Annotated in this window: 13 protein-coding genes; 7 read left to right on the forward strand and 6 right to left on the reverse strand. The window is 69.2% G+C overall.

All coding sequences use genetic code 11. The annotated features are described in order from the left end of the window. Window positions 1–18 precede the first annotated feature (18 nt). Complete coding sequence (locus tag FHW79_RS05610; RefSeq protein ID WP_247884183.1) at window positions 19–1440, reverse strand: gamma-glutamyltransferase; 1422 nt, start codon at window positions 1438–1440, stop codon at window positions 19–21. On the opposite strand from FHW79_RS05610, the gene FHW79_RS05615 reads away from it, so the two are divergent. The 3 genes from FHW79_RS05615 (at window position 1409) to FHW79_RS05625 (ending at window position 4256) form a co-directional block, all read left to right on the forward strand. Further along, complete coding sequence (locus tag FHW79_RS05615) at window positions 1409–2761, forward strand: M48 family metalloprotease (RefSeq protein WP_348984055.1); 1353 nt, start codon at window positions 1409–1411, stop codon at window positions 2759–2761. The two genes, FHW79_RS05610 and FHW79_RS05615, sit on opposite strands and share 32 nt — an antisense overlap. 107 nt (window positions 2762–2868) lie before the next feature. After that, entirely contained in the window at window positions 2869–3624 is a 756-nt protein-coding gene (locus FHW79_RS05620; protein WP_183178022.1) for a DsbA family protein, read from the forward strand. 17 nt (window positions 3625–3641) lie between these two features. Continuing rightward, window positions 3642–4256, forward strand: coding sequence for an HAD family phosphatase (locus tag FHW79_RS05625; protein ID WP_247884184.1), 615 nt, complete (start codon window positions 3642–3644; stop codon window positions 4254–4256). A gap of 12 nt (window positions 4257–4268) precedes the next feature. Here FHW79_RS05625 and greB read toward each other — a convergent pair whose 3' ends face one another. Both greB and FHW79_RS05635 read right to left on the reverse strand, forming a co-directional pair. After that, window positions 4269–4832 (reverse strand): transcription elongation factor GreB, encoded by a 564-nt coding sequence (greB, locus tag FHW79_RS05630; RefSeq protein WP_183178023.1) that lies wholly within the window; start codon window positions 4830–4832, stop codon window positions 4269–4271. Window positions 4833–4914: 82 nt separating this feature from the next. Then, entirely contained in the window at window positions 4915–8049 is a 3135-nt protein-coding gene (locus tag FHW79_RS05635) for a ribonuclease E/G (RefSeq protein ID WP_183178024.1), read from the reverse strand. 574 nt (window positions 8050–8623) lie between these two features. On the opposite strand from FHW79_RS05635, the gene FHW79_RS05640 reads away from it, so the two are divergent. Together FHW79_RS05640 and FHW79_RS05645 are read left to right on the forward strand one after the other, a co-directional pair. Further along, complete coding sequence (locus FHW79_RS05640) at window positions 8624–9931, forward strand: N-acetylmuramoyl-L-alanine amidase (protein WP_247884185.1); 1308 nt, start codon at window positions 8624–8626, stop codon at window positions 9929–9931. A 266-nt stretch (window positions 9932–10197) separates the two neighbouring features. After that, a complete protein-coding gene (locus FHW79_RS05645) occupies window positions 10198–12705 on the forward strand; it encodes a penicillin-binding protein 1A (protein ID WP_183178026.1) in 2508 nt (835 codons plus the stop codon). A gap of 71 nt (window positions 12706–12776) precedes the next feature. Here FHW79_RS05645 and FHW79_RS05650 read toward each other — a convergent pair whose 3' ends face one another. Together FHW79_RS05650 and FHW79_RS05655 are read right to left on the reverse strand one after the other, a co-directional pair. After that, window positions 12777–13733 (reverse strand): hypothetical protein, encoded by a 957-nt coding sequence (locus FHW79_RS05650; RefSeq protein WP_183178027.1) that lies wholly within the window; start codon window positions 13731–13733, stop codon window positions 12777–12779. A 13-nt stretch (window positions 13734–13746) separates the two neighbouring features. After that, the gene (locus tag FHW79_RS05655; RefSeq protein ID WP_183178028.1) at window positions 13747–15186 is read right to left on the reverse strand and encodes an MBOAT family protein; all 1440 of its coding nucleotides are present in this window, start codon (window positions 15184–15186) and stop codon (window positions 13747–13749) included. Between the two features lie 330 nt (window positions 15187–15516). Between FHW79_RS05655 and prfB the strand changes: the two genes are divergently transcribed. Both prfB and FHW79_RS05665 read left to right on the forward strand, forming a co-directional pair. Next, window positions 15517–16639 (forward strand): peptide chain release factor 2 gene (gene prfB / locus FHW79_RS05660; protein ID WP_104675338.1). Its coding sequence is split into 2 segments (ribosomal slippage): window positions 15517–15585 and window positions 15587–16639, totalling 1122 coding nucleotides; the frame shifts between segments, so codons are not numbered across the junction. A 192-nt stretch (window positions 16640–16831) separates the two neighbouring features. Then, window positions 16832–17140 (forward strand): peptidoglycan-binding domain-containing protein, encoded by a 309-nt coding sequence (locus FHW79_RS05665; protein WP_038526709.1) that lies wholly within the window; start codon window positions 16832–16834, stop codon window positions 17138–17140. A gap of 9 nt (window positions 17141–17149) precedes the next feature. On the opposite strand, the gene FHW79_RS05670 is transcribed toward FHW79_RS05665, so the two are convergent. Beyond that, window positions 17150–18172: an ABC transporter substrate-binding protein gene (locus tag FHW79_RS05670; protein ID WP_183178029.1), complete on the reverse strand. Its 1023-nt coding sequence runs from the start codon at window positions 18170–18172 to the stop codon at window positions 17150–17152. Window positions 18173–18197: the final 25 nt, after the last annotated feature.

Raw genomic sequence — 18197 nt, forward strand, 5'->3', positions numbered from 1 at the left:
ATTCCAGACTTCTGAACATCAACGCTCGGTTTCGACCAGGATGCCCAGGGCATGGGCGCGCGGATCGGCGGCGATCTGGCATTCCTTCCAGCCGCTCTCCATCGAGGTCTGGCAGGTGACGAAGGTGGCCCGGCCCGGCCCGTTCGCGGCGCGGCTGGCGCGGATGGCGGCGCCCGGCTCCTTGTCGAGCGCGGCCGGCAGGGCGGCGGTCAGCAGGGCGGCTGGCGCGGCGGCGGGGCCGTCGTTGCCGGCGGCGCTGGCCGCCCCGGCGAACTGGGTGCGGCCGACGATGGCGTTGGTGAGCAGGCCGGGCGCCCCGAAGCCGGCGCCGTCCACCCCGCGGGCGGCCAGCAGGCCGGTGCCCGGCACCATGCGGCCGCTGCCGAAGGGCGCCCCCATGGTGAAGGAGCAGGCAACGCCGTTCTCCTCATGGTCGATCACCACGAGACCGGCGCCGGGCGCGGAAGCGCTGTTGGAGGCCCCATTGCCGGTGGCGCCCAGCGCCTGGGCGACGCGGGCGGCGCGCTGGTCGGACGGCAGGCCGGCGGCGGCGTTCCAGGCGGCGGCCAGGGCGGCGCCGTTGTCGGTCTCGGGAAGCTGGGCGAAATGCATCGAGACGATGCCCAGCGGAACGGCGGCGGTGCCGGTCCAGCGCGGCTGGAAGCCGCGGATGGTCGCGGGGTCGATGGCGGCGGCCTGGGCCACGGCACCGCCCAGCGGCCCGCCGTACATCGCGGCGATGCCGCTGCGTCGGACCTGCGACAGGCTGGCGGCCAGTTCCGGCTGGCTCAGCGCCGCGCCTTCGGCCAGCGGCGCGCCGGTCGGCAGGAAGACGCGGCGCGCCTCCGGGTCGGCGGACAGGCGGGCGGCGGAGTCGGCGAGGTCGCGGGCCAGCGCCCGGCTGACCGGGGCCGAGCGCGCGAGCTGCTCGGCCGGGACCACCGCCTGTTCCCAGCGCATCGACCCGGTGGAGGCCTGGAGCGCGTAGACGCCGCGCAGGAAGCCGGGCAGGGCGCTGCCGCCGGCGCCAGCGGGGCGGGGCAGGAAGTCGAGCGTGCGGGTTTCCTTCTTCGCGGCGTCGAACACCACGCAGACGCCGCCGCCGGTCATCCCGACGCGCGAGGGCAGGGTGACGGCCATCGCCATCGCCATGGCGGTGGCGGCGTCGCCGGCCTTGCCGCCCTGGGCGATGATGTCGCGCCCGATCTCCGCCGCGCGCGGCTCGTCGGCCGCGACGAAGCTCTGGGCCGGGGCGCCCGTGCGGTATTTCGCGTTGACGCATCCGCCGACCAGCGATGCGGCTATGGCAATCGCGCCCAACCCTTGCCAGATTCGGCGGGTGGAATGGGGCGCCCGGACCGGCATCTTGACCGGCTGCCCGGTGCCCCGGTGTGCGGAGGAAGTAACGGTGCGCAAGCCCAGCAGGCTGGTTTCGGTCATCGCCATGTTTGCCGTGATGGTTCTGTCGTGGTCGCCGCCCGCGGGCGCGCAGCGGCGCCAGGAGATGCAGTTCCTGAGCGACGCCGAGACGGAACATATCATCCGCGACATGGCGCGGCCAATCTTCCAGGCCGCCGGCATCGATCCGGACGCCGTGAACATCGTCCTGGTCAACGACAACACGATGAACGCTTTCGTCGCCGGCGGTCAGAACATCTTCCTGCACACCGGCCTGCTGCTGGGGCTGGAGGACGCCGGGCAGCTCATCGGCGTGATCGCCCACGAAACCGGCCACATCGCCGGCGGCCATCTGGTCCGCGGGTCGGAGGCGATGGAGAACGCCTTCCTGTCCTCGCTGATCGGCATGGGCATCGGCATCGTCGGCGGCATCGCCGCGGGCAACGCCGGGGCCGGTGCGGCGGGCGTGATGCTGGGGCAGCATCTGGCGGAGCGGAACTTCCTGTCCTTCTCGCGCAGCCAGGAATCCTCGGCCGACCAGGCGGGCCTGTCCTACATGGAGCAGTCCGGCATCTCGGCGGAGGGGCTGGTCACCTTCCTGGAGAAGCTGGGCGCCGCCGACGACCCGCTGCTGGTGGACCGCGACGCCGGCTACCGCCGCACCCACCCGCTGACCCGCGAGCGCATCGAGACGGTGCGCAATTTCGTGGAGCGGTCGCGCGCCGGCAAGAAGCCGGTGCCGGCGCAGTGGAACGAGGAGTTCCGCCGCATCCAGGCCAAGCTCTACGCCTATCTCGACCCCAACGGGGCGCTGCGCCGCTACAAGGCGGACGACCCGTCCTTCGTGGCGCGCTACGGCCGGGCCTACGCCTATTTCCGGCGCGGCGAGGTCCGGCAGGCCCTGCCTCTGGTCGACGGGCTGATCGCCCAGGAGCCGAAGAACGCCTTCCTCTACGAGATGAAGGGCGACCTGATGCTGCAGAACGGGCGGGCGGTGGACGCCGCCGCCCCCTACCGCAAGGCGATCGAGCTGGAGCCGGACGCCGGCAGCATCCGCGTCTCGCTGGCCCATTCCCTGATGGAGCAGAACGACGGCCGGCTGGCCGACGAGGCGCTGCGCAACCTTCAGGTGGCGTCCAAGACGCAGGCGCAGTCGGCCTTCCTGTGGCGGCTGATGGCCCAAGCCTGGAGCATGAAGGGCAACGCCGGCATGGTCGCCTACGCCACCGCGGAGGAGGCCTTCGCCCGCGGCGACAAGCCGATGGCCCGCTTCCAGGCGGAGCGGGCGGAGAAGCTGCTGCCCGCCGGCTCCCCCGGCTGGTTGCGCGCCCAGGACATCCGCGGGCAGGCGGGCGGCAAGTGAGCCTTCTCCCTTTGGGCGGCGCACAGCCGTCTTGCCTGACCCCGCCGTCCCGGTCCACAGTACCGCCCCGTTTCGCGCCGTTTTGGCTCCCCACGAGAGAGTTCGACATGACCCGCATCCGCCCCGCCGCCCTGGCGCTCGCCGCCGCGCTGGCCCTTCCGACGGGGCTGCTGGCCCCCGCCCTCCAGGCGCAGAGCCCGATGGACGACGCCCAGCGCAAGGCCGTCGAGGAGGTCGTGCGCGACTACATCCTGAAGAACCCGGAGATCATCCTGGAGGCCGTGGACTCGCTCCAGAAGCGCCAGAAGATGGCCGAGGAGCAGAAGGCCAAGGCGGCGCTGGCCGACAACAAGGCGGCGCTGTTCCAGAACCCCGCCGATCCGGTGGCCGGCAACCCCAAGGGCGACGTGACGGTGGTCGAGTTCTTCGACTATCAGTGCGGCTACTGCAAGGCCGTGCAGGCCGACACCGAGCGCCTGATCAAGGACGACGGCAAGCTGCGCTTCGTCTTCAAGGAGTTCCCGATCCTCAGCCCGGCCTCGCTGACCGCGGCCAAGGCGGCCCTGGCGTCGCGCGGGCAGGGCAAGTATCTGGAGTTCCACAACGCGCTGATGGCCCACCGCGGCCAGCTCGACGACGACGTGATCCAGCGGCTGGCCAAGTCGGTCGGGCTGGACACCGACAAGCTGAAGAAGGACATGAACAGCCCCGAGGTGCTGAAGGTCATCGCCGCCAACCAGGCGCTGGCCGAGGAGCTGGGCATCCGTGGCACCCCGGCCTTCGTCATCGGCGACGAGCTGGTCCCCGGCGCCATCAAGCTGGAGCAGATGAAGGACCTCGTCGCCGCGGCCCGCAAGGGCTGAGCCGGGGGCGAGGGCTGATGATGACCAAGCCGACCACCGTCGTCTTCGACATCGGGCAGGTGCTCATCGAATGGGACCCGCGGCATCTCTACCGCGAGCTGTTCGACGGGTACGAGGACCTGATGGAGGACTTCCTCGACAGCGTCTGCACCCCCGCCTGGAACCTGGAGCAGGACCGCGGCCGCCCGTGGGACGAGGCGGTTGCCGTCCTGGCCGCCGAGTTCCCCGACTGCCGCGAGCTGATCCGCGCCTACCACGAGCGGTGGGAGGAGATGGTGCCCGGCCCGATGGCCGGGACGCCGGAGATCCTGATGGAGCTGAAGCAGCGCGGGACGCCGCTCTACTCCATCACCAACTTCTCGTCGGAGAAGCTGGCGCTGACCCGCAGGCGCTTTGATTTCCTGAACGTCTTCGACGGGATCATCGTGTCCGGCGACGAGGGGCTGGTGAAGCCGGATCCGGCGATTTTCCAGCTCCTGCTGGACCGCTACGGCTTGTCGGCGGCGGACTGCTGCTTCATCGACGACAGCCCGGCCAACGTCGAGACCGCCCGCGTCCTCGGCATGACGGCGCACCGTTTCTCCGGCGCCGCCAGCCTGCGCGCCGAACTGGAGGAGCTGGGGCTTCTGTAGCCCCAGCCTTTCCTACGCCGTGTCGCCCGGGTAGCGGATGGCGACGACCTCGATCTGCTCCAGCCCGGCGGGGGTGCGCAGGTCCACCACGTCGCCCTCCTGCGCCTTCAGCAGGGCGCGGGCGATGGGCGAAATCCAGCTCACATGGGCGCGGTCCATGTCCACTTCGTCGGCGCCGACGATGGTGATGGTGTTCTCCGTCCCGTCTTCCCGCGCGTAGGTGACGGTGGCGCCGAAGAACACGCGGTCGCGGTTCTTCTGAAGCGTGGGATCGACCACCTCCGCCGATTCCAGGCGCTTGGTCAGGAAGCGGATGCGCCGGTCGATCTCACGCAGGCGCTTCTTGCCGTAGATGTAGTCGCCGTTCTCCGAGCGGTCGCCGTTGCCGGCCGCCCAGGACACCACCTCGACCACCTTCGGGCGCTCGACGCGCAGCAGCGACCGCAACTCCTCCTGCATGCGCTGGAAGCCTTCGGGGGTCATGTAGTTCTTCACGCCCTTGGGCAAGGGTTTGGGATCGTCGGCCTCGTCGTCGTCGGGGGCGGAGTCGTTCTCCCGGGTGAAGGCCTTGCTCATGGTCGGGACCCTTCGCGGTTCTCAGGAAAAGGAAAAGGCGCCGCGAGGCGCCTTTTCCAGTCTTTACGGCGATGAAACGCGCTTAGCGGTTCCACCAGCCCCGGCGCGGCTTGGCCTCCGGAGCGGCGCCGGCCGGCTCGTTGGCCGGGGTCGGGGCCGCCGGCGTCTCGCTGACCGCCGGAGCGGGCGCGGCCTCGGCGGGAGCGTCCGCCGCGGTCTTGCGCTTGCGCGCCGGGCGCTTCTTCGCCTCCTCGGCGACCGGAGCCGCAACCGGAGCCGGAGCGGGCGCCGCCTCGGCGGGAGCGTCCGCCGTGGTCTTGCGCTTACGCGCCGGGCGCTTCTTCGGCTCCTCGGCGACCGGGGCCGCGACCGGCGCCGCCTCGACGGCCGCGGTCTTCGCCTTGCGGCTGCGCGACGGCTTGGCCGGCGGCGGAGCGGTCTCCTCCGGAGCGGCAACCTTCGCGGCGGCCTTGGCACCCTTGGCGGCGCGCTTCGGCTTGGCGGGGGCTGCTTCCGGCACCGCCGTCACCGCCTCGGCGGCCTCCGCGGCGGTCGCCTTGGCACGGCCACGGCGCGGCTTGCGGGCCGGAGCCTCCTCCGCCACCGGGGCGGCCTCCTCGGCAGCCGGTTCCGCGGCGGTGTCCGCCGTGGTTTCCGGAGCGTCCTCGGCGGCGTTCTTGGCGGGCACCGCGCTGGTCAGGACCCAGTCGAACTCGACCGGCTCCATGTCCGCCGGCAGCTCCGGCGGGTTGACGGCGCGGCCGGCCTCGACGGCGGTCGGGAAGGACTCGGCTTCCGCCTCGCCCTCGGCACCATCTTCCGATTCGGCGGCGGGCAGACCCTCGCCGGCCTCCAGGCCCTCGCGCTGGCGGGACCGCCGACGACCACCGCGCTTGCCGCGGCGGCGCTTCTTGCGCTCGCCATTGGCGTCACCGTTCGTATCGAACGCATCGGCGCCGTCGTCTGCCTCGGAGGCGGCCAGGTCGGCGTCCTCGTCCTCGTCGTCCTCGATGTGGGCGGGGCCGACATCGACGTCGCTGATGACGAACTCCGGAGCCTCGATCTGGGCGCGCTCGATCGCTTCCTCGTCGACCGCCGTCTCGTCGACATCGGCATCGGCGGCAGCCTCGGCCTCGGCGTCACCCTCGTCGCCTTCGGTCCCCTCGGCGGACTCGCCGAACGGCGCGCGGCCATCCTCGCGATCACGCCCGCGGCCACGGCGCCGGCGGCGGCGGCGGCGGCGGTCGCCCTCGCTTTCCCCGGCGGCGTCGGCGCGTTCCGTCACCTCGGCCCCGGCGGCCTCAGCGGCCTCGACGACGGGCGCCTCTTCCTCGGCCTCCTCGGCCTCGGCGGCCAGGATGCGGTCGGTCTCGGCCAGGACGCGCTCGGCGCTGACCAGCGGCACGTCGTCCTCCGGCGTGCGGGCCTTGACGCGCTCAAGCCGCAGGTCCGGCGCGATCAGCGTGTCGTCGGCCTGGACCATGACGCGGAACCGGTAGCGGTCCTCGATCTTGGTCAGCTCGCCGCGCTTCTGGTTGAGGATGTAGAGCGCGATGCGGGTCGGCACGAAGACGGTGATCTCCGACGACCGCTTGCGGATGCCCTCCTCCTCGATGGCGCGCAGAACGTGCAGCGAGGCGGACTCCACCGAGCGGATGACGCCGGTGCCGGAGCAGTGCGGGCAGCGCTCGAAGTTGGTCTCCAGCAGCGACGGGCGCAGGCGCTGGCGCGACAGTTCCAGCAGGCCGAAGGCGGAGATGCGGCCGAGCTGGATGCGCGCTCGGTCGTTCTTCATCGCCTCCTTCAGGCGGCGCTCCACCGCGGCGTTGTTGCGGGGCTCCTCCATGTCGATGAAGTCGATCACGATGAGGCCCGCGAGGTCGCGCAGACGGAGCTGGCGCGCCACCTCGTCGGCGGCTTCGAGGTTGGTCTTGTAGGCCGTTTCCTCGATGTTGCGCTCGCGCGTCGACTTGCCCGAGTTGACGTCGATGGAAACCAGCGCCTCGGTCGGGTTGATGACGATGTAGCCGCCGGAGCGGAGCTGCACGACCGGGCTGTGGATCGCGTCGATCTGCGTTTCCACCTGATAGCGGTGGAACAGTGGGATCGTGTCGTCCTGGTACTGCATGACGCGCTTGGTGTGGCTCGGCATCATCATGCGCATGAAGTCGCGCGCGGTGTTGAAGCCGGCGCTGCCCTCCACCCAGATCTCGTCGATGTCGTCGGTGTAGAGATCGCGGATCGAGCGCTTGATGAGGTTCGCCTCCTCATAGATGAGGCAGGGCGCGGAGGACTTCAGCGTCTGGACGCGGATGTCGTCCCACAGACGCAGCAGATATTCGAGATCGCGCTTGATTTCCTGCTTGGAGCGCTCCAGCCCCGCGGTGCGCAGGATGACCGCCATGCCTTCCGGAATGTCGAGATCGGACAGGATCTCCTTCAGGCGCTTGCGGTCGGCGGGGTTGGTGATCTTGCGGGAAATCCCGCCGCCGCGGCCGGTGTTGGGCATCAGCACGCAGTAGCGGCCCGGCAGCGACAGGTAGGTGGTCAGCGCCGCGCCCTTGTTGCCGCGCTCCTCCTTGGTCACCTGGACCAGCATGACCTGCCGGCGCTTGATGACTTCCTGGATCTTGTAGCTGCGCAGCGGGCGGGCGCGGCGGCGGTGGGCCTCCTCGACCTCGTCCCCGCCGATGACGTCCGGGCTCTCGGCCTGGGCGGCGCCGTCCGGAGTTTCCTCCGACTCCGCTGCCTCGTCCGTGCCGGCGTCCGTGGCGAAGGCCGGGACGTCGCCCTCGAAGCCATCGCCCTCGGCCTCGGCATAGGAGCCGGGCATCGGGGAGTTCTCCTCGACCACCACCTCCGGGCGGATCGGCTCGGCCATCACGGCGCCGTCGGCGGCGGCCTCGGCGCGGGCCTCGGCCTGCTCCTCCAGCCGGCGCTCCTCGGCCAGCAGGGCCTCACGGTCGGCGATCGGGATGCGGTAATAGTCGGGGTGGATTTCCGAGAAGGCCAGGAAGCCGTGGCGGTTCCCGCCATATTCCACGAAGGCCGCCTGGAGCGACGGCTCGACCCGGGTCACCTTGGCAAGGTAGATGTTGCCCTTGAGTTGCTTCCGGGTGGCGATTTCGAAGTCGAGGTCTTCGAGTCTGTTCCCATTGACCACGGCAACCCGGGTTTCTTCCGGGTGCGTGGCGTCCACCAGCATGCGCTTGGCCATACAAGATCCCCATGACGCCCCAGGCCGCCCGCGCGACGGACAAGCCGCCAGGGCGCGTCATCGTTGTGAGCGAAGCCTGCGGAACCGGCCCCTAACCCGTCGAACGGCGCTGACGAAGCAGCCAGGACGGGTCGGGCTTCGGCCTCCGGGTTACGGCCTTGCGGCCGGCACCAGCTTCGAGGTTTCGTCCCAATCCACCGGCAACCCAGAAGCGTCACGCCCCGGACCGCGCCCGATGATGTAAATTTCGGCCGTGGGGGTCCGCGGGCGACGCCCACAGTCACCCCGGAGAGAAACCTCTCGGAAGAGTGGGCTGGTGGGTCGCGGTATGTCGCAGAGCTACCATAGACAAGCACGAAACCATGCACAACGTGGAATTCGGCGAAAGTTGCGGTCCACCGCATCCGGTTCGGCGGCATTCCACCGGGATGAGGACGAAGCAGAGCACTGTTGCACGAACGGCACCCTCGCAGACAATTCCGCCACGCTTCCGGAAACCACCGTTGAGCGCCTTGATTTCGCTGCGCTATAGCTGACCGCTGGCTTTGCCGGTTTGTGGTTTCTGGTGGAACGGATGCCCCGATTGCTCGCGATTGTCGCTGCGCTGGGCGCCCTTCTGGGGGCGGTCGCCCTGCCGTACGCCCCGGCGCAGGCCCAGACCACCGCGGCGCTGCCCTTTCCGCCGCCGGTGCAGGAGCGGGTGTCCGTTCTGAACGCGCGGCTCGGCCTGCATCCCGACAAGACGCGGCTGGTTCTGGAACTCACCGACTCGGTGCCCTTCACCGTGTCGGTGCACGGCTCGCCCTACCGCGTCGTCGTCGATCTGCCGGACGTGAGCTGGCCGGGCGGCAACACGGTGATGGCGGGCAAGGGCGTGGTCGCCCGTTACCGCTTTGAAGGGCGCGACGGCGGGGCCTCCCGCCTCGTGGTGGAGACCGACGGGCCGGCGCGGGTGGTCGAATCCTACCTCATCCCGCCGCGCGACGGCTTCAAGCCGCGCTTCGTCCTGGACATCGCCCGCACCACCCCGGCGCAGTTCGCCGCCTCCGCCCCGGTCGCAGTCACCACCAGCACCGCGTCGGTGAGCCGCGAGGCCGCCCGCCCGCCGGCGACGAGGGATCCCATCGTCCCGGTCGCCGCGGCCCTGCCGCCGCCGGTCCCGCCGCGGGCGGCGCCGGTGCCGGAGAAGCCGATGATCGTCGTCGATCCCGGCCATGGCGGTGTCGATCCCGGCGCGGTCGGAGTCGGCGGTGTCTATGAAAAGGACATCACGCTGGCGATGGCGCGCGAGCTGAAGCGCCAACTCGAAGGCAGCGGCCGCTATCGGGTCCGGCTGACCCGCGACAAGGACGTGTTCATCCGCCTGCGCGACCGCGTCGCCATCGCGCGGGAGGCCAACGCCGACCTGTTCCTGTCCCTGCACGCCGACAGCATCGGCTCCGCCAACATGCGCGGCCTGTCCATCTACACCCTGTCCGACAAGGCGTCCGACCGCGAGGCGGAGATGCTGGCCGCCAAGGAGAACCGGGCCGACGCGCTGGCCGGCATGGACCTGTCGTCCGAGAACGACTTGGTGGCTTCGATCCTCATCGACCTCGCCCAGCGCGACACGATGAACCACTCCAAGCGCTTCGCCAACATGGCGCTGGACCATCTCGGCCGCGAGGTCAAGCTGATCCCCAACAAGCCGCACCGGCAGGCCGGCTTCGCCGTGCTGACCGCGCCGGACATGCCGTCCGCGCTGGTGGAGATGGGCTACCTGTCGAGTCCCCAGGACGTCAGCCTGCTGAGCAAGTCGGCCCACCGCGAGAAGCTGGGCCGCGGCATGGTCCGCACCATCGACGCCTATTTCAAATGGCTGACCGGGGCCCAGAAGAGCTGAGGCCGACAGAGCGAAGGTTCGCCACGCCGGGCACCGCCGGCAATCAAGAGCCATGCGGGCGGATGCGGTCGGGCATACGCTTTACCCGGTCACCACTTTCTTGCATGCGCCTTGTGGTCGTCACATTTTCCTGACATGGCTGCGAGGGAGTCGGACTGCCGCCCCTCGCGGTGTAGTATGCCGCCCATCGGATGGTTCCGCGTCTTCCCGGTCTCTGTCCCGGACGAAGGCGGCGGGACCGCCGCCATGCCTGTTTGGGAACCGTCATGCGCTTTATTCTGTCCGTCCTGATGGCCGTCGTGATCCTCGCCCTGGCCGGGGCGGGAGGGCTGGTCTACATGCTGGACCATTACGACCACGAGCTGCCGGACTACACCAAGCTCGCCAACTACGAACCGCCGGTGACCACCCGAGTCCATGCGGGGGACGGACGCCTTTTGGCGGAGTTCGCGTCGGAAAAGCGCGTGTTCGTCCCCATCGACGCCATGCCGAAGCGGGTGACCAACGCTTTCCTGTCCGCCGAGGACAAGAACTTCTACGATCACCAGGGCATCGACCCGGTCGGCATCGCCCGCGCCATCCTGACCAACGTGGAGAATCTCGGCCGCGACCGCCGGCCGATGGGCGCCTCGACGATCACGCAGCAGGTCGCCAAGAACATGCTGTTGACCAACGAGGTGTCCTTCCAGCGCAAGATCAAGGAAGCGATCCTGGCGATCCGCATCGAGCGTGCCTTCAGCAAGGACCGCATCCTCGAGCTGTACCTGAACGAGATCTTCCTGGGATACCGCTCCTACGGCGTGGCGGCGGCGGCTCTGAACTACTTCAACAAGGCGCTGGACGAGCTGGACATCGAGGAGGCGGCCTATCTGGCGGCCCTGCCCAAGGCGCCCAGCAACTATCACCCGGAACGCCAGCGCGACGCCGCCATCGCGCGGCGCAACTGGGTGATCGGGCGCATGGCCGAGGACGGGCACATCACCCCGGAAGAGGCCAAAATCGCCCAGTCCAAGCCGTTGGTCGTGCGCAAGCGCGACGAGCAGGAGTATGTGACCTCGGAGTATTTTGCCGAGGAGGTCCGGCGCGAGCTGGTGAAGCTCTACGGCGAGCAGGCGCTCTACGAGGGCGGCCTGTCGGTCCGCGCCTCCATGGACCCGGTGCTTCAGCAGGCGGCGACCAAGGCTTTGCGCACTGGGCTGGTCCAGTACGACCGCCGCCATGGCTACCGCGGGCCGGTCGGCAAGATGGAGAATTTCGACAACTGGGCGAAGAAGCTCGCCTCCATGGCGCCGCCTCCGGGGTCCGAGGGTTGGCATCTGGCGGTGGTGCTGAAGGACGACGAGGCGGCGGCGCTCGACATCGGCCTGCCGGACGGCTCGCGCGGCCGGGTGCCGCTGGCCGAGCTGCGCTGGGCGCGGGCGCAGCGCGACGACAACCGGCTCGGCCCGGAGATCCGCCGCCCCTCCGACGTCGCGAAGCTGGGCGACCTGATCCTGGTCGAGGCCGCCGGCAAGGACGAGAAGGGCAAGGAGCCGCCGGCGGGCACCTACGCGCTGCGGCAGGTCCCGGCGGTGCAGGGCGGTCTGGTCGCGCTCGACCCTCACACCGGCCGCGTGCTCGCCATGGTCGGCGGCTTCTCCCCGCACATGAGCTCCTTCAACCGCGCCACCCAGGCGATGCGGCAGCCGGGCTCCTCCTTCAAGCCCTTCGTCTATCTGACGGCGCTCAACCAGGGCTTCACCCCGTCCTCGCTGGTGATGGACGCGCCGTTCGAGTACGACCCCGGCCACGGCCAGCCGATCTGGCGGCCGGAGAACTACAGCCACGAGTTCTACGGCCCGACGCCGCTGCGCGCCGGCATCGAGAAGTCGCGGAACGTCATGACCGTCCGTCTGGCCCAGGCTGTCGGCATGGACAAGGTGAAGGCGCTGGCCGAGAACTTCGGCATCACCGACAACCTCCAACCCTACCTGCCGATGTCGCTCGGCGCGGGCGAGACGACGGTTCTGCGCCTCGCCACCGCCTACGCCATGCTGGCCAACGGCGGCAAGCGGGTCAGCCCGACCTTCATCGACCGGGTGCAGGACCGCAACGGCAAGACCGTCTTCCGCCACGACACGCGCCCCTGCGCCTCCTGCAACCAGGTGGCCTGGAACGACGGGCTGGCCGTTCCCGCCGTCACGGACACGCGGGAGCAGGTGAACGACCCGCGCACCGTCTATCAGATGGTCTCCATGCTGGAGGGTGTCGTGCAGCGCGGCACGGCGACGAAGCTGCTGTCGCTCGGCAAGCCGCTGGCCGGCAAGACCGGCACGACCAACGACAGCCACGACGCGTGGTTCATGGGCTTCTCGCCCGACCTCGTCGTGGGCACCTACATCGGCTTCGACCAGCCGCGCTCGCTGGGCGCCCGCGAGACCGGCGGCTCGGCGGCGGTGCCTGTGTTCAAGGACGTGATGGAGGTGGCGCTGAAGGACCAGCCGGCCACGCCGTTCCGCGTGCCGCGCGGCCTGCGCCTCGTCCGCGTCAACCCGGAGAACGGGCGCCTCGCCCAGCCCGGCGAGCGCAAGGCGATCTGGGAGGCCTTCATCCCCGGCACCGAGCCGAACCCCGACCAGCCGCAGATGGTGCTGGACGGCTCCGCCCATGCCGCGGACGGCGGCTGGACCGGTGGGGTGCCCGGCGGCGATCCGGCGGCCCAGCAGCCGGGTGGCTGGGGCGCGCCGGCGGCTCCGCCCTCGGCGGCGACGGTGGGAACCGGCGGTCTCTACTGACCGGTCCTTTGACCAAGAAAAAAGCCCCGCTTCCCGGTTCGGGAGGCGGGGCTTTTCTTTTGTGCGAAGCCTCAGGGCCGGGCGGCGGTGTGCGTGTCCGGGCGGAGCTGGGCGATGGCGTCGGCGGGGGCGGTGTCGGTGGGGCAGTCGGCGAGCGGGCGCAGCCGGTCCTCCATCCGCGCCAGCATCACCCGGACCCCCTCCTGGTTGATGTGCAGGGCGTCCACGAAATGGGCCTCGTCCTCGACCTCGCGGCGGGTGTCGATGACCGGCACGTCGGGCGGCAGGCGGGCCTTCAAATCCTCGAAGAAGGCGTCGAAGTTGGTCACCTTCTCGATGTAGCCGGGGAAGAAGGGCGTGATGACCACCGCGACCCGCGTGCCCTTCTCCCGCGCCGTGCCGATGATGCGGTCCAGCGCGTCCCAGTTCGGCTGGAAGCCCTCCATCCGCTCCGTCGGCGCCTTTTCGAGCTGGGCCTTGAGGAAGGGCGACATGGTGCCGCTCAGCGTCCGGTCGCCGGTCGGGTGCAACCCGTCGAAGGCCAGCCGGATCGTCTGGTTGTTGTTGAAGATCAGCGTGTTGAACAGCTTGTTGGAGGCCCACATGGTGGCGTCGACCTGCCGGATGAAGCCGTCCACCCGCTCCGAGTAGTAGGCCAGCAGCGGCAGGTCGGCGAGCGCCTTGGGATCGTCGACCACGCTCGTCGGCTCGACCAGCAACAGGCGGGGGGCGCCGTGCCGGTCTAGGTAATCCTCCCACAGCAGGTCGCCGACCGTGGTGGGGGCGCCGCCCATGCCCAGGTTCAGCACCCGGCCGCAGGTCAGCGCCTGCACCTCCTCCACCGGGAAGTGGTTGTCGGCGCGGGAGTTGCCCAGGATCACCACGTCGGCGGGCGGCCCGTTGCGGTAGACGGTCATGAAGCGGTCCGACGATTGGAGGAGCGTGTCGCCCATCCAGGACGCCACCGCGCGGTCCATGGCGACCACCATGCCCAGGATCAGTCCGACGGCGGCCAAAAGGCGGATCATGGTTCGGGCTCCCTCAGAACTGGAAATAGATGAAGGATCGGTTGGCGAAGTTGCCGAAGAGCAGCAGCATCAGGATCAGCGTGGCGCAGCCGGCGGAGCGGACCACGACGTTGACCCCGGCGTAGCGGCGCCCGGCCCCGAACTCGATCATCGCGTCGATCATCAGCACGACGAGGCCGAACAGGGCGACGCGGACTAGATAGCTCATCTGCTGCATGCCGCGCGGCAGGCTGAAATCGCCCTCGGCGATGATGCCCAGGATGGTCCGCACGGTGTGCATGTCGTCGGCGCGGAAGGGCAGCCAGGTCAGGGTGATGAGAAGGAAGACCAGACCGACCGTCAGCAGCTTGCCCGCCATCAGCGGCGCGCCGCTCAGCCGCAGCGGGCTGCGCTTGGCCAGCCAGCGCACGCCGTCCTCCGCCGCCATCAGGGTGGCGTGCATGGCGCCCCACAGGACGAAGGTCCAGGCGGCGCCGTGCCACAGGCCGGACACCAGCATCACGATGGTCAGGTTGCGGATGCGCAGCCAGTGGGTGCGCCCGCCGCCCATCGGGATATAGACATAGTCGCGGAACCAGGTGGACAGCGAGATGTGCCAGCGCCGCCAGAAGTCCTTCATGCCCATGGCGAAGTAGGGGCGGGCGAAGTTCTGGCAGAGCGTGTAGCCGAAGATTTGCGCCAGACCGATCGCGATCAGCGAGTAGCCGGCGAAGTCGCCGTAGATCTGGAGCGAGAAGCAGATCAGCCCGATGACGTGGTTCAGCGCGTTGAAGAACTCCGGCTGGGCGAAGCGGGCGTCGACCACCGCGGCAGCGTTGTCGGCCAGACCGAGCTTGAGAAAATAGCCCCAGATGATCTTCTCCAGCCCGGCGAAGCGGAAGGCGAAGCTGACATCGTGGCGCGGGCCGTTCTGGATCTGGGGCAGCAGATCGCGCGCCCGGACGATCGGTCCGGCGACGAGCTGCGGGAAGAAGGCGACGAAGGTCGCGTAGCGCAGCAGCGAGCGCTCCGGCTTCTCCAGATGGCCGAGATAGAGATCCAGCGTGTAGCTGAGATTCTGGAAGGTGTAGAAGGAAATGCCGACCGGCAGGATGATGGACAGCGTGCGGTGCCCGACGTCGAGGCCGAGCGAGGCCAGCGCCACCTGCGCGCTGTCGATGAAGAAGTTGAAGTATTTGAAAAAGAACAGGATCGCCAGATTGGTCGCCACGCTGATCTGCATGAAGATGCGCGCGGTGGCCCGGTTCGGCGCGTCGGCGATGCGCAGGCCGCAATAGAAGTCGAGCAGCGTCGTGCCGGCGAGCAGCAGACAGAAGCGGTAATCCCAGAAGCCGTAAAAGATGTAGCTGGACACCAGCAGCAGCGGCGTGAACAGCCGCGTCCTGGCGAGCATCATGAAGCCCGCCGTGAAGGCCGTGATGAACAGCAGGAACCCCAGGCTGGTGAAGTTCATCGGGGGGCCACGCTATTGTTGTTGGGGAACGGGGGCGCCGACAGCCCGCGCCCGCCGGAAGACGGGCACGAACGTCGGTGACGCTATCACGGGGGGCTGCCACTTATTCGCGCCGCGAAAGTGGTTTTGCGGTGCGAAAACGGTTTCATCCGAGTGGGTTGGCCGGGTGCGCCGGTGACGGAACGGCGCTCCGTCGGGTTACCGTCGCGGATCGGTCCAGCGTCGCGGAAGCCGGGGCGGCTGTGGAATAAGAGGGTGCAACGCCGCTGCCAACCCGCTACATAAGGGCCAAGACACTGGTTCAACTCTGGCTGACGAGGAGGCACTGCGATGCGGGCCGAGATCGAAGCGGCCGCCGGCGAGATTAGAGAATCGCTGGCGCTGCTGAGGAGGCATCTTTGACTGGGATAACGCGCTGCGTCGTCTCGACGAACTGAACGCCCACGCCGAAGACCCCAAGCTGTGGGACGACCCGTCCCGCGCGCAGACCATCATGCGCGAGCGCACCCAGCTCGAAACCTCGGTGAACGGCTACCGTGCGCTTGAGCGCGACCTGTCGGACAGCCTGGAACTGATCGAGATGGGCGAGGCCGAGGGCGACGCGACCGTGGTCGCCGATGCCGAGGCCCAGCTCTACGCGCTGCGCGACCGCGCGGCCAAGCTCCAGATCGAGAGCCTGCTCTCGGGCGAGGCGGACGCCAACGACTGCTTCATCGAGGTGAACGCCGGCGCCGGCGGCACGGAGGCCCAGGACTGGGCGCTGATGCTGATGCGCATGTATCTCCGCTGGGCGGAGCAGCACGGCTACAAGACGCAGTGGCTGGAAGAGAGCCCCGGCGAGGAGGCCGGCATCAAGTCCGCCACCGCGCAGATCAGCGGCCACAACGCCTATGGCTGGCTGAAGACCGAGGCCGGCGTGCACCGTCTGGTGCGCATCAGCCCGTTCGACAGCCAGGCGCGCCGCCAGACCAGCTTCGCCGCCGTCTCGGTGTCTCCGGTGATCGACGACAAGATCAACATCGAGATCAACGAGAAGGACTGCCGCATCGACACCTTCCGGGCGTCGGGCGCCGGTGGCCAGCACGTCAACAAGACGGACTCGGCGATCCGCATCACCCACCTGCCGACCGGCATCGTGGTGGCCTGCCAGCAGGAGCGCTCGCAGCACAAGAACCGCGCCAAGGCGTGGGACATGCTGCGCGCCCGCCTGTACGAGCGGGAGCTGAAGATCCGCGAGGACGCCGCCGCCGCGCTTGAGGCGACCAAGAGCGACATCGGCTGGGGCCACCAGATCCGCTCCTACGTCCTGCACCCCTACCAGATGGTGAAGGACCTGCGGACCGAGGTGGAAACCTCGCAGAGCCAGGCGGTGCTGGACGGCGACCTGGACATGTTCCTAGAAGCCGCGCTGGCCGCCCGCCTGAAGGGGCAGAGCGACGACGCGGCTGCGTGAGTGCGGGTGGGGTAGGTCTTGCCCCCACCCCGGCCCTCCCCCGCTCAGCGGGGGAGGGTTAGGGTGGGGGTAAAGCACCCCCCTATTTTTACCCCTTGGCCCTATTTTTACCCCTTGGCCCTATTTTTACCCCTTGGGAAGAAACGCGGCCTCTGCGTTGTTGATCTCCGCAACAAGAAACGGAGAGAGACCATGAACCGCAGCCTGTTCGCCGCCTTCCTCGCCGCCACGGCCTTCGCGGCGCCGGCTTACGCCGCCTGTCCGACGGACAGCATGACGCCGGACATGTATTTCGCCTACGTGGAAGGCATCCAGAAGACCCTGACCGAGCAGGGCTTCCGTCCCGGCGTGATCGACGGGAAGATCGGTCCCAACACCCGCTCTGCCATCCGCGCCTACCAGAAGGCCGCGAAGCTCCCGGTGGACGGCTGTCCGACGCAGGAGCTTCTCGACCACATCAACTTCTCCCAGCCGAAGGTCTACGGGCCGGGCAAGCGCTGAGACCCGAGCTTACTTGACGAAGGTCAGGTCCATGACGGACTTGGCGTCCAGCGCCTTGTCGACCTGACCTTCGGACTGCCAGAACTTCACTTGGTTGACGACGTCGTCGACCAGCAGCTTGCCCTTCGGCTCGACGTAGGGCAGGCCAGCGGCGACCACCTCGGGCTTCTGCTTGGTGGCCTCGGCGATGATCGCCAGAAGCTCGTCGTAGCCGGGACCCTTGACCACGGCCCCCGACGCGTCCTTGGCGTTGAAGGCGGCGTGGTACTCGGCCAGCGCGGTCAGATAGGCGCTGACGAACTTCTCGGCCAGCGGGCGGCGCTGGGCGACGGTCTTCGGGCTGGTGAAGAGGGCGCCGAGCTGCCACGGCGTTTCGTCGCCGACCCAGCCCAGGATGGTGCCGGAGCCCTCGGCGGCGAGCTGACGGGCCACCGTCACCGGGGCGATCACCGCGTCCACCTGACCGCCCTTGAAGGCGGCGACCATCTTCGGCACGTCCTGCATCGCCACCATGGTCACGTCCTTGACCGTGAAACCGTGCTTCTGGCCGAGCAGGCCGACCATGTAATGGAAGGTGGAGCCCACCGTGGTGATGGCGATGCGCTTGCCCTTGAGGTCGGCCGGCTTGGTCAGCCCGGCATCATGCGCCGCCTTGGTCGCCACATAGGCGCTGAGCTGGAAGCCCGGCTCGTCGCGGCTCTGCGCGGCGATCATGGTGACGGCACCCTTGGCGGCGAGGTTGTAGAAGCCCGCCGTCAGGCCGGTGACGCCGAAATCCACGTCGCCCGAGGCCACCGCCACCGGCACCTGCTGGGCCGAGGTGAACATCTTCAGATCGACGTCCAGCCCTTCCTTCTCGAAATAGCCCTTCGACTTGGCGATGAAGATCGGGCCGGAGGAGGCCAGCGCCAGCACGCCGATCGAGGTCTTCTCCAACCCCTGCGCCTCGGCGGCGGGCGTCCCGGCCAGCGCCAGGGCCGCGGCACCCATTGCACCCAGAACCAAACGGCGGCTCCAACGCACGACGGTCATTCTCAGTCTCCCTTTCTCGATGTTC

The sequence above is a fragment of the Azospirillum sp. OGB3 genome, assembly GCF_014192915.1.
Lineage (GTDB): Bacteria > Pseudomonadota > Alphaproteobacteria > Azospirillales > Azospirillaceae > Azospirillum.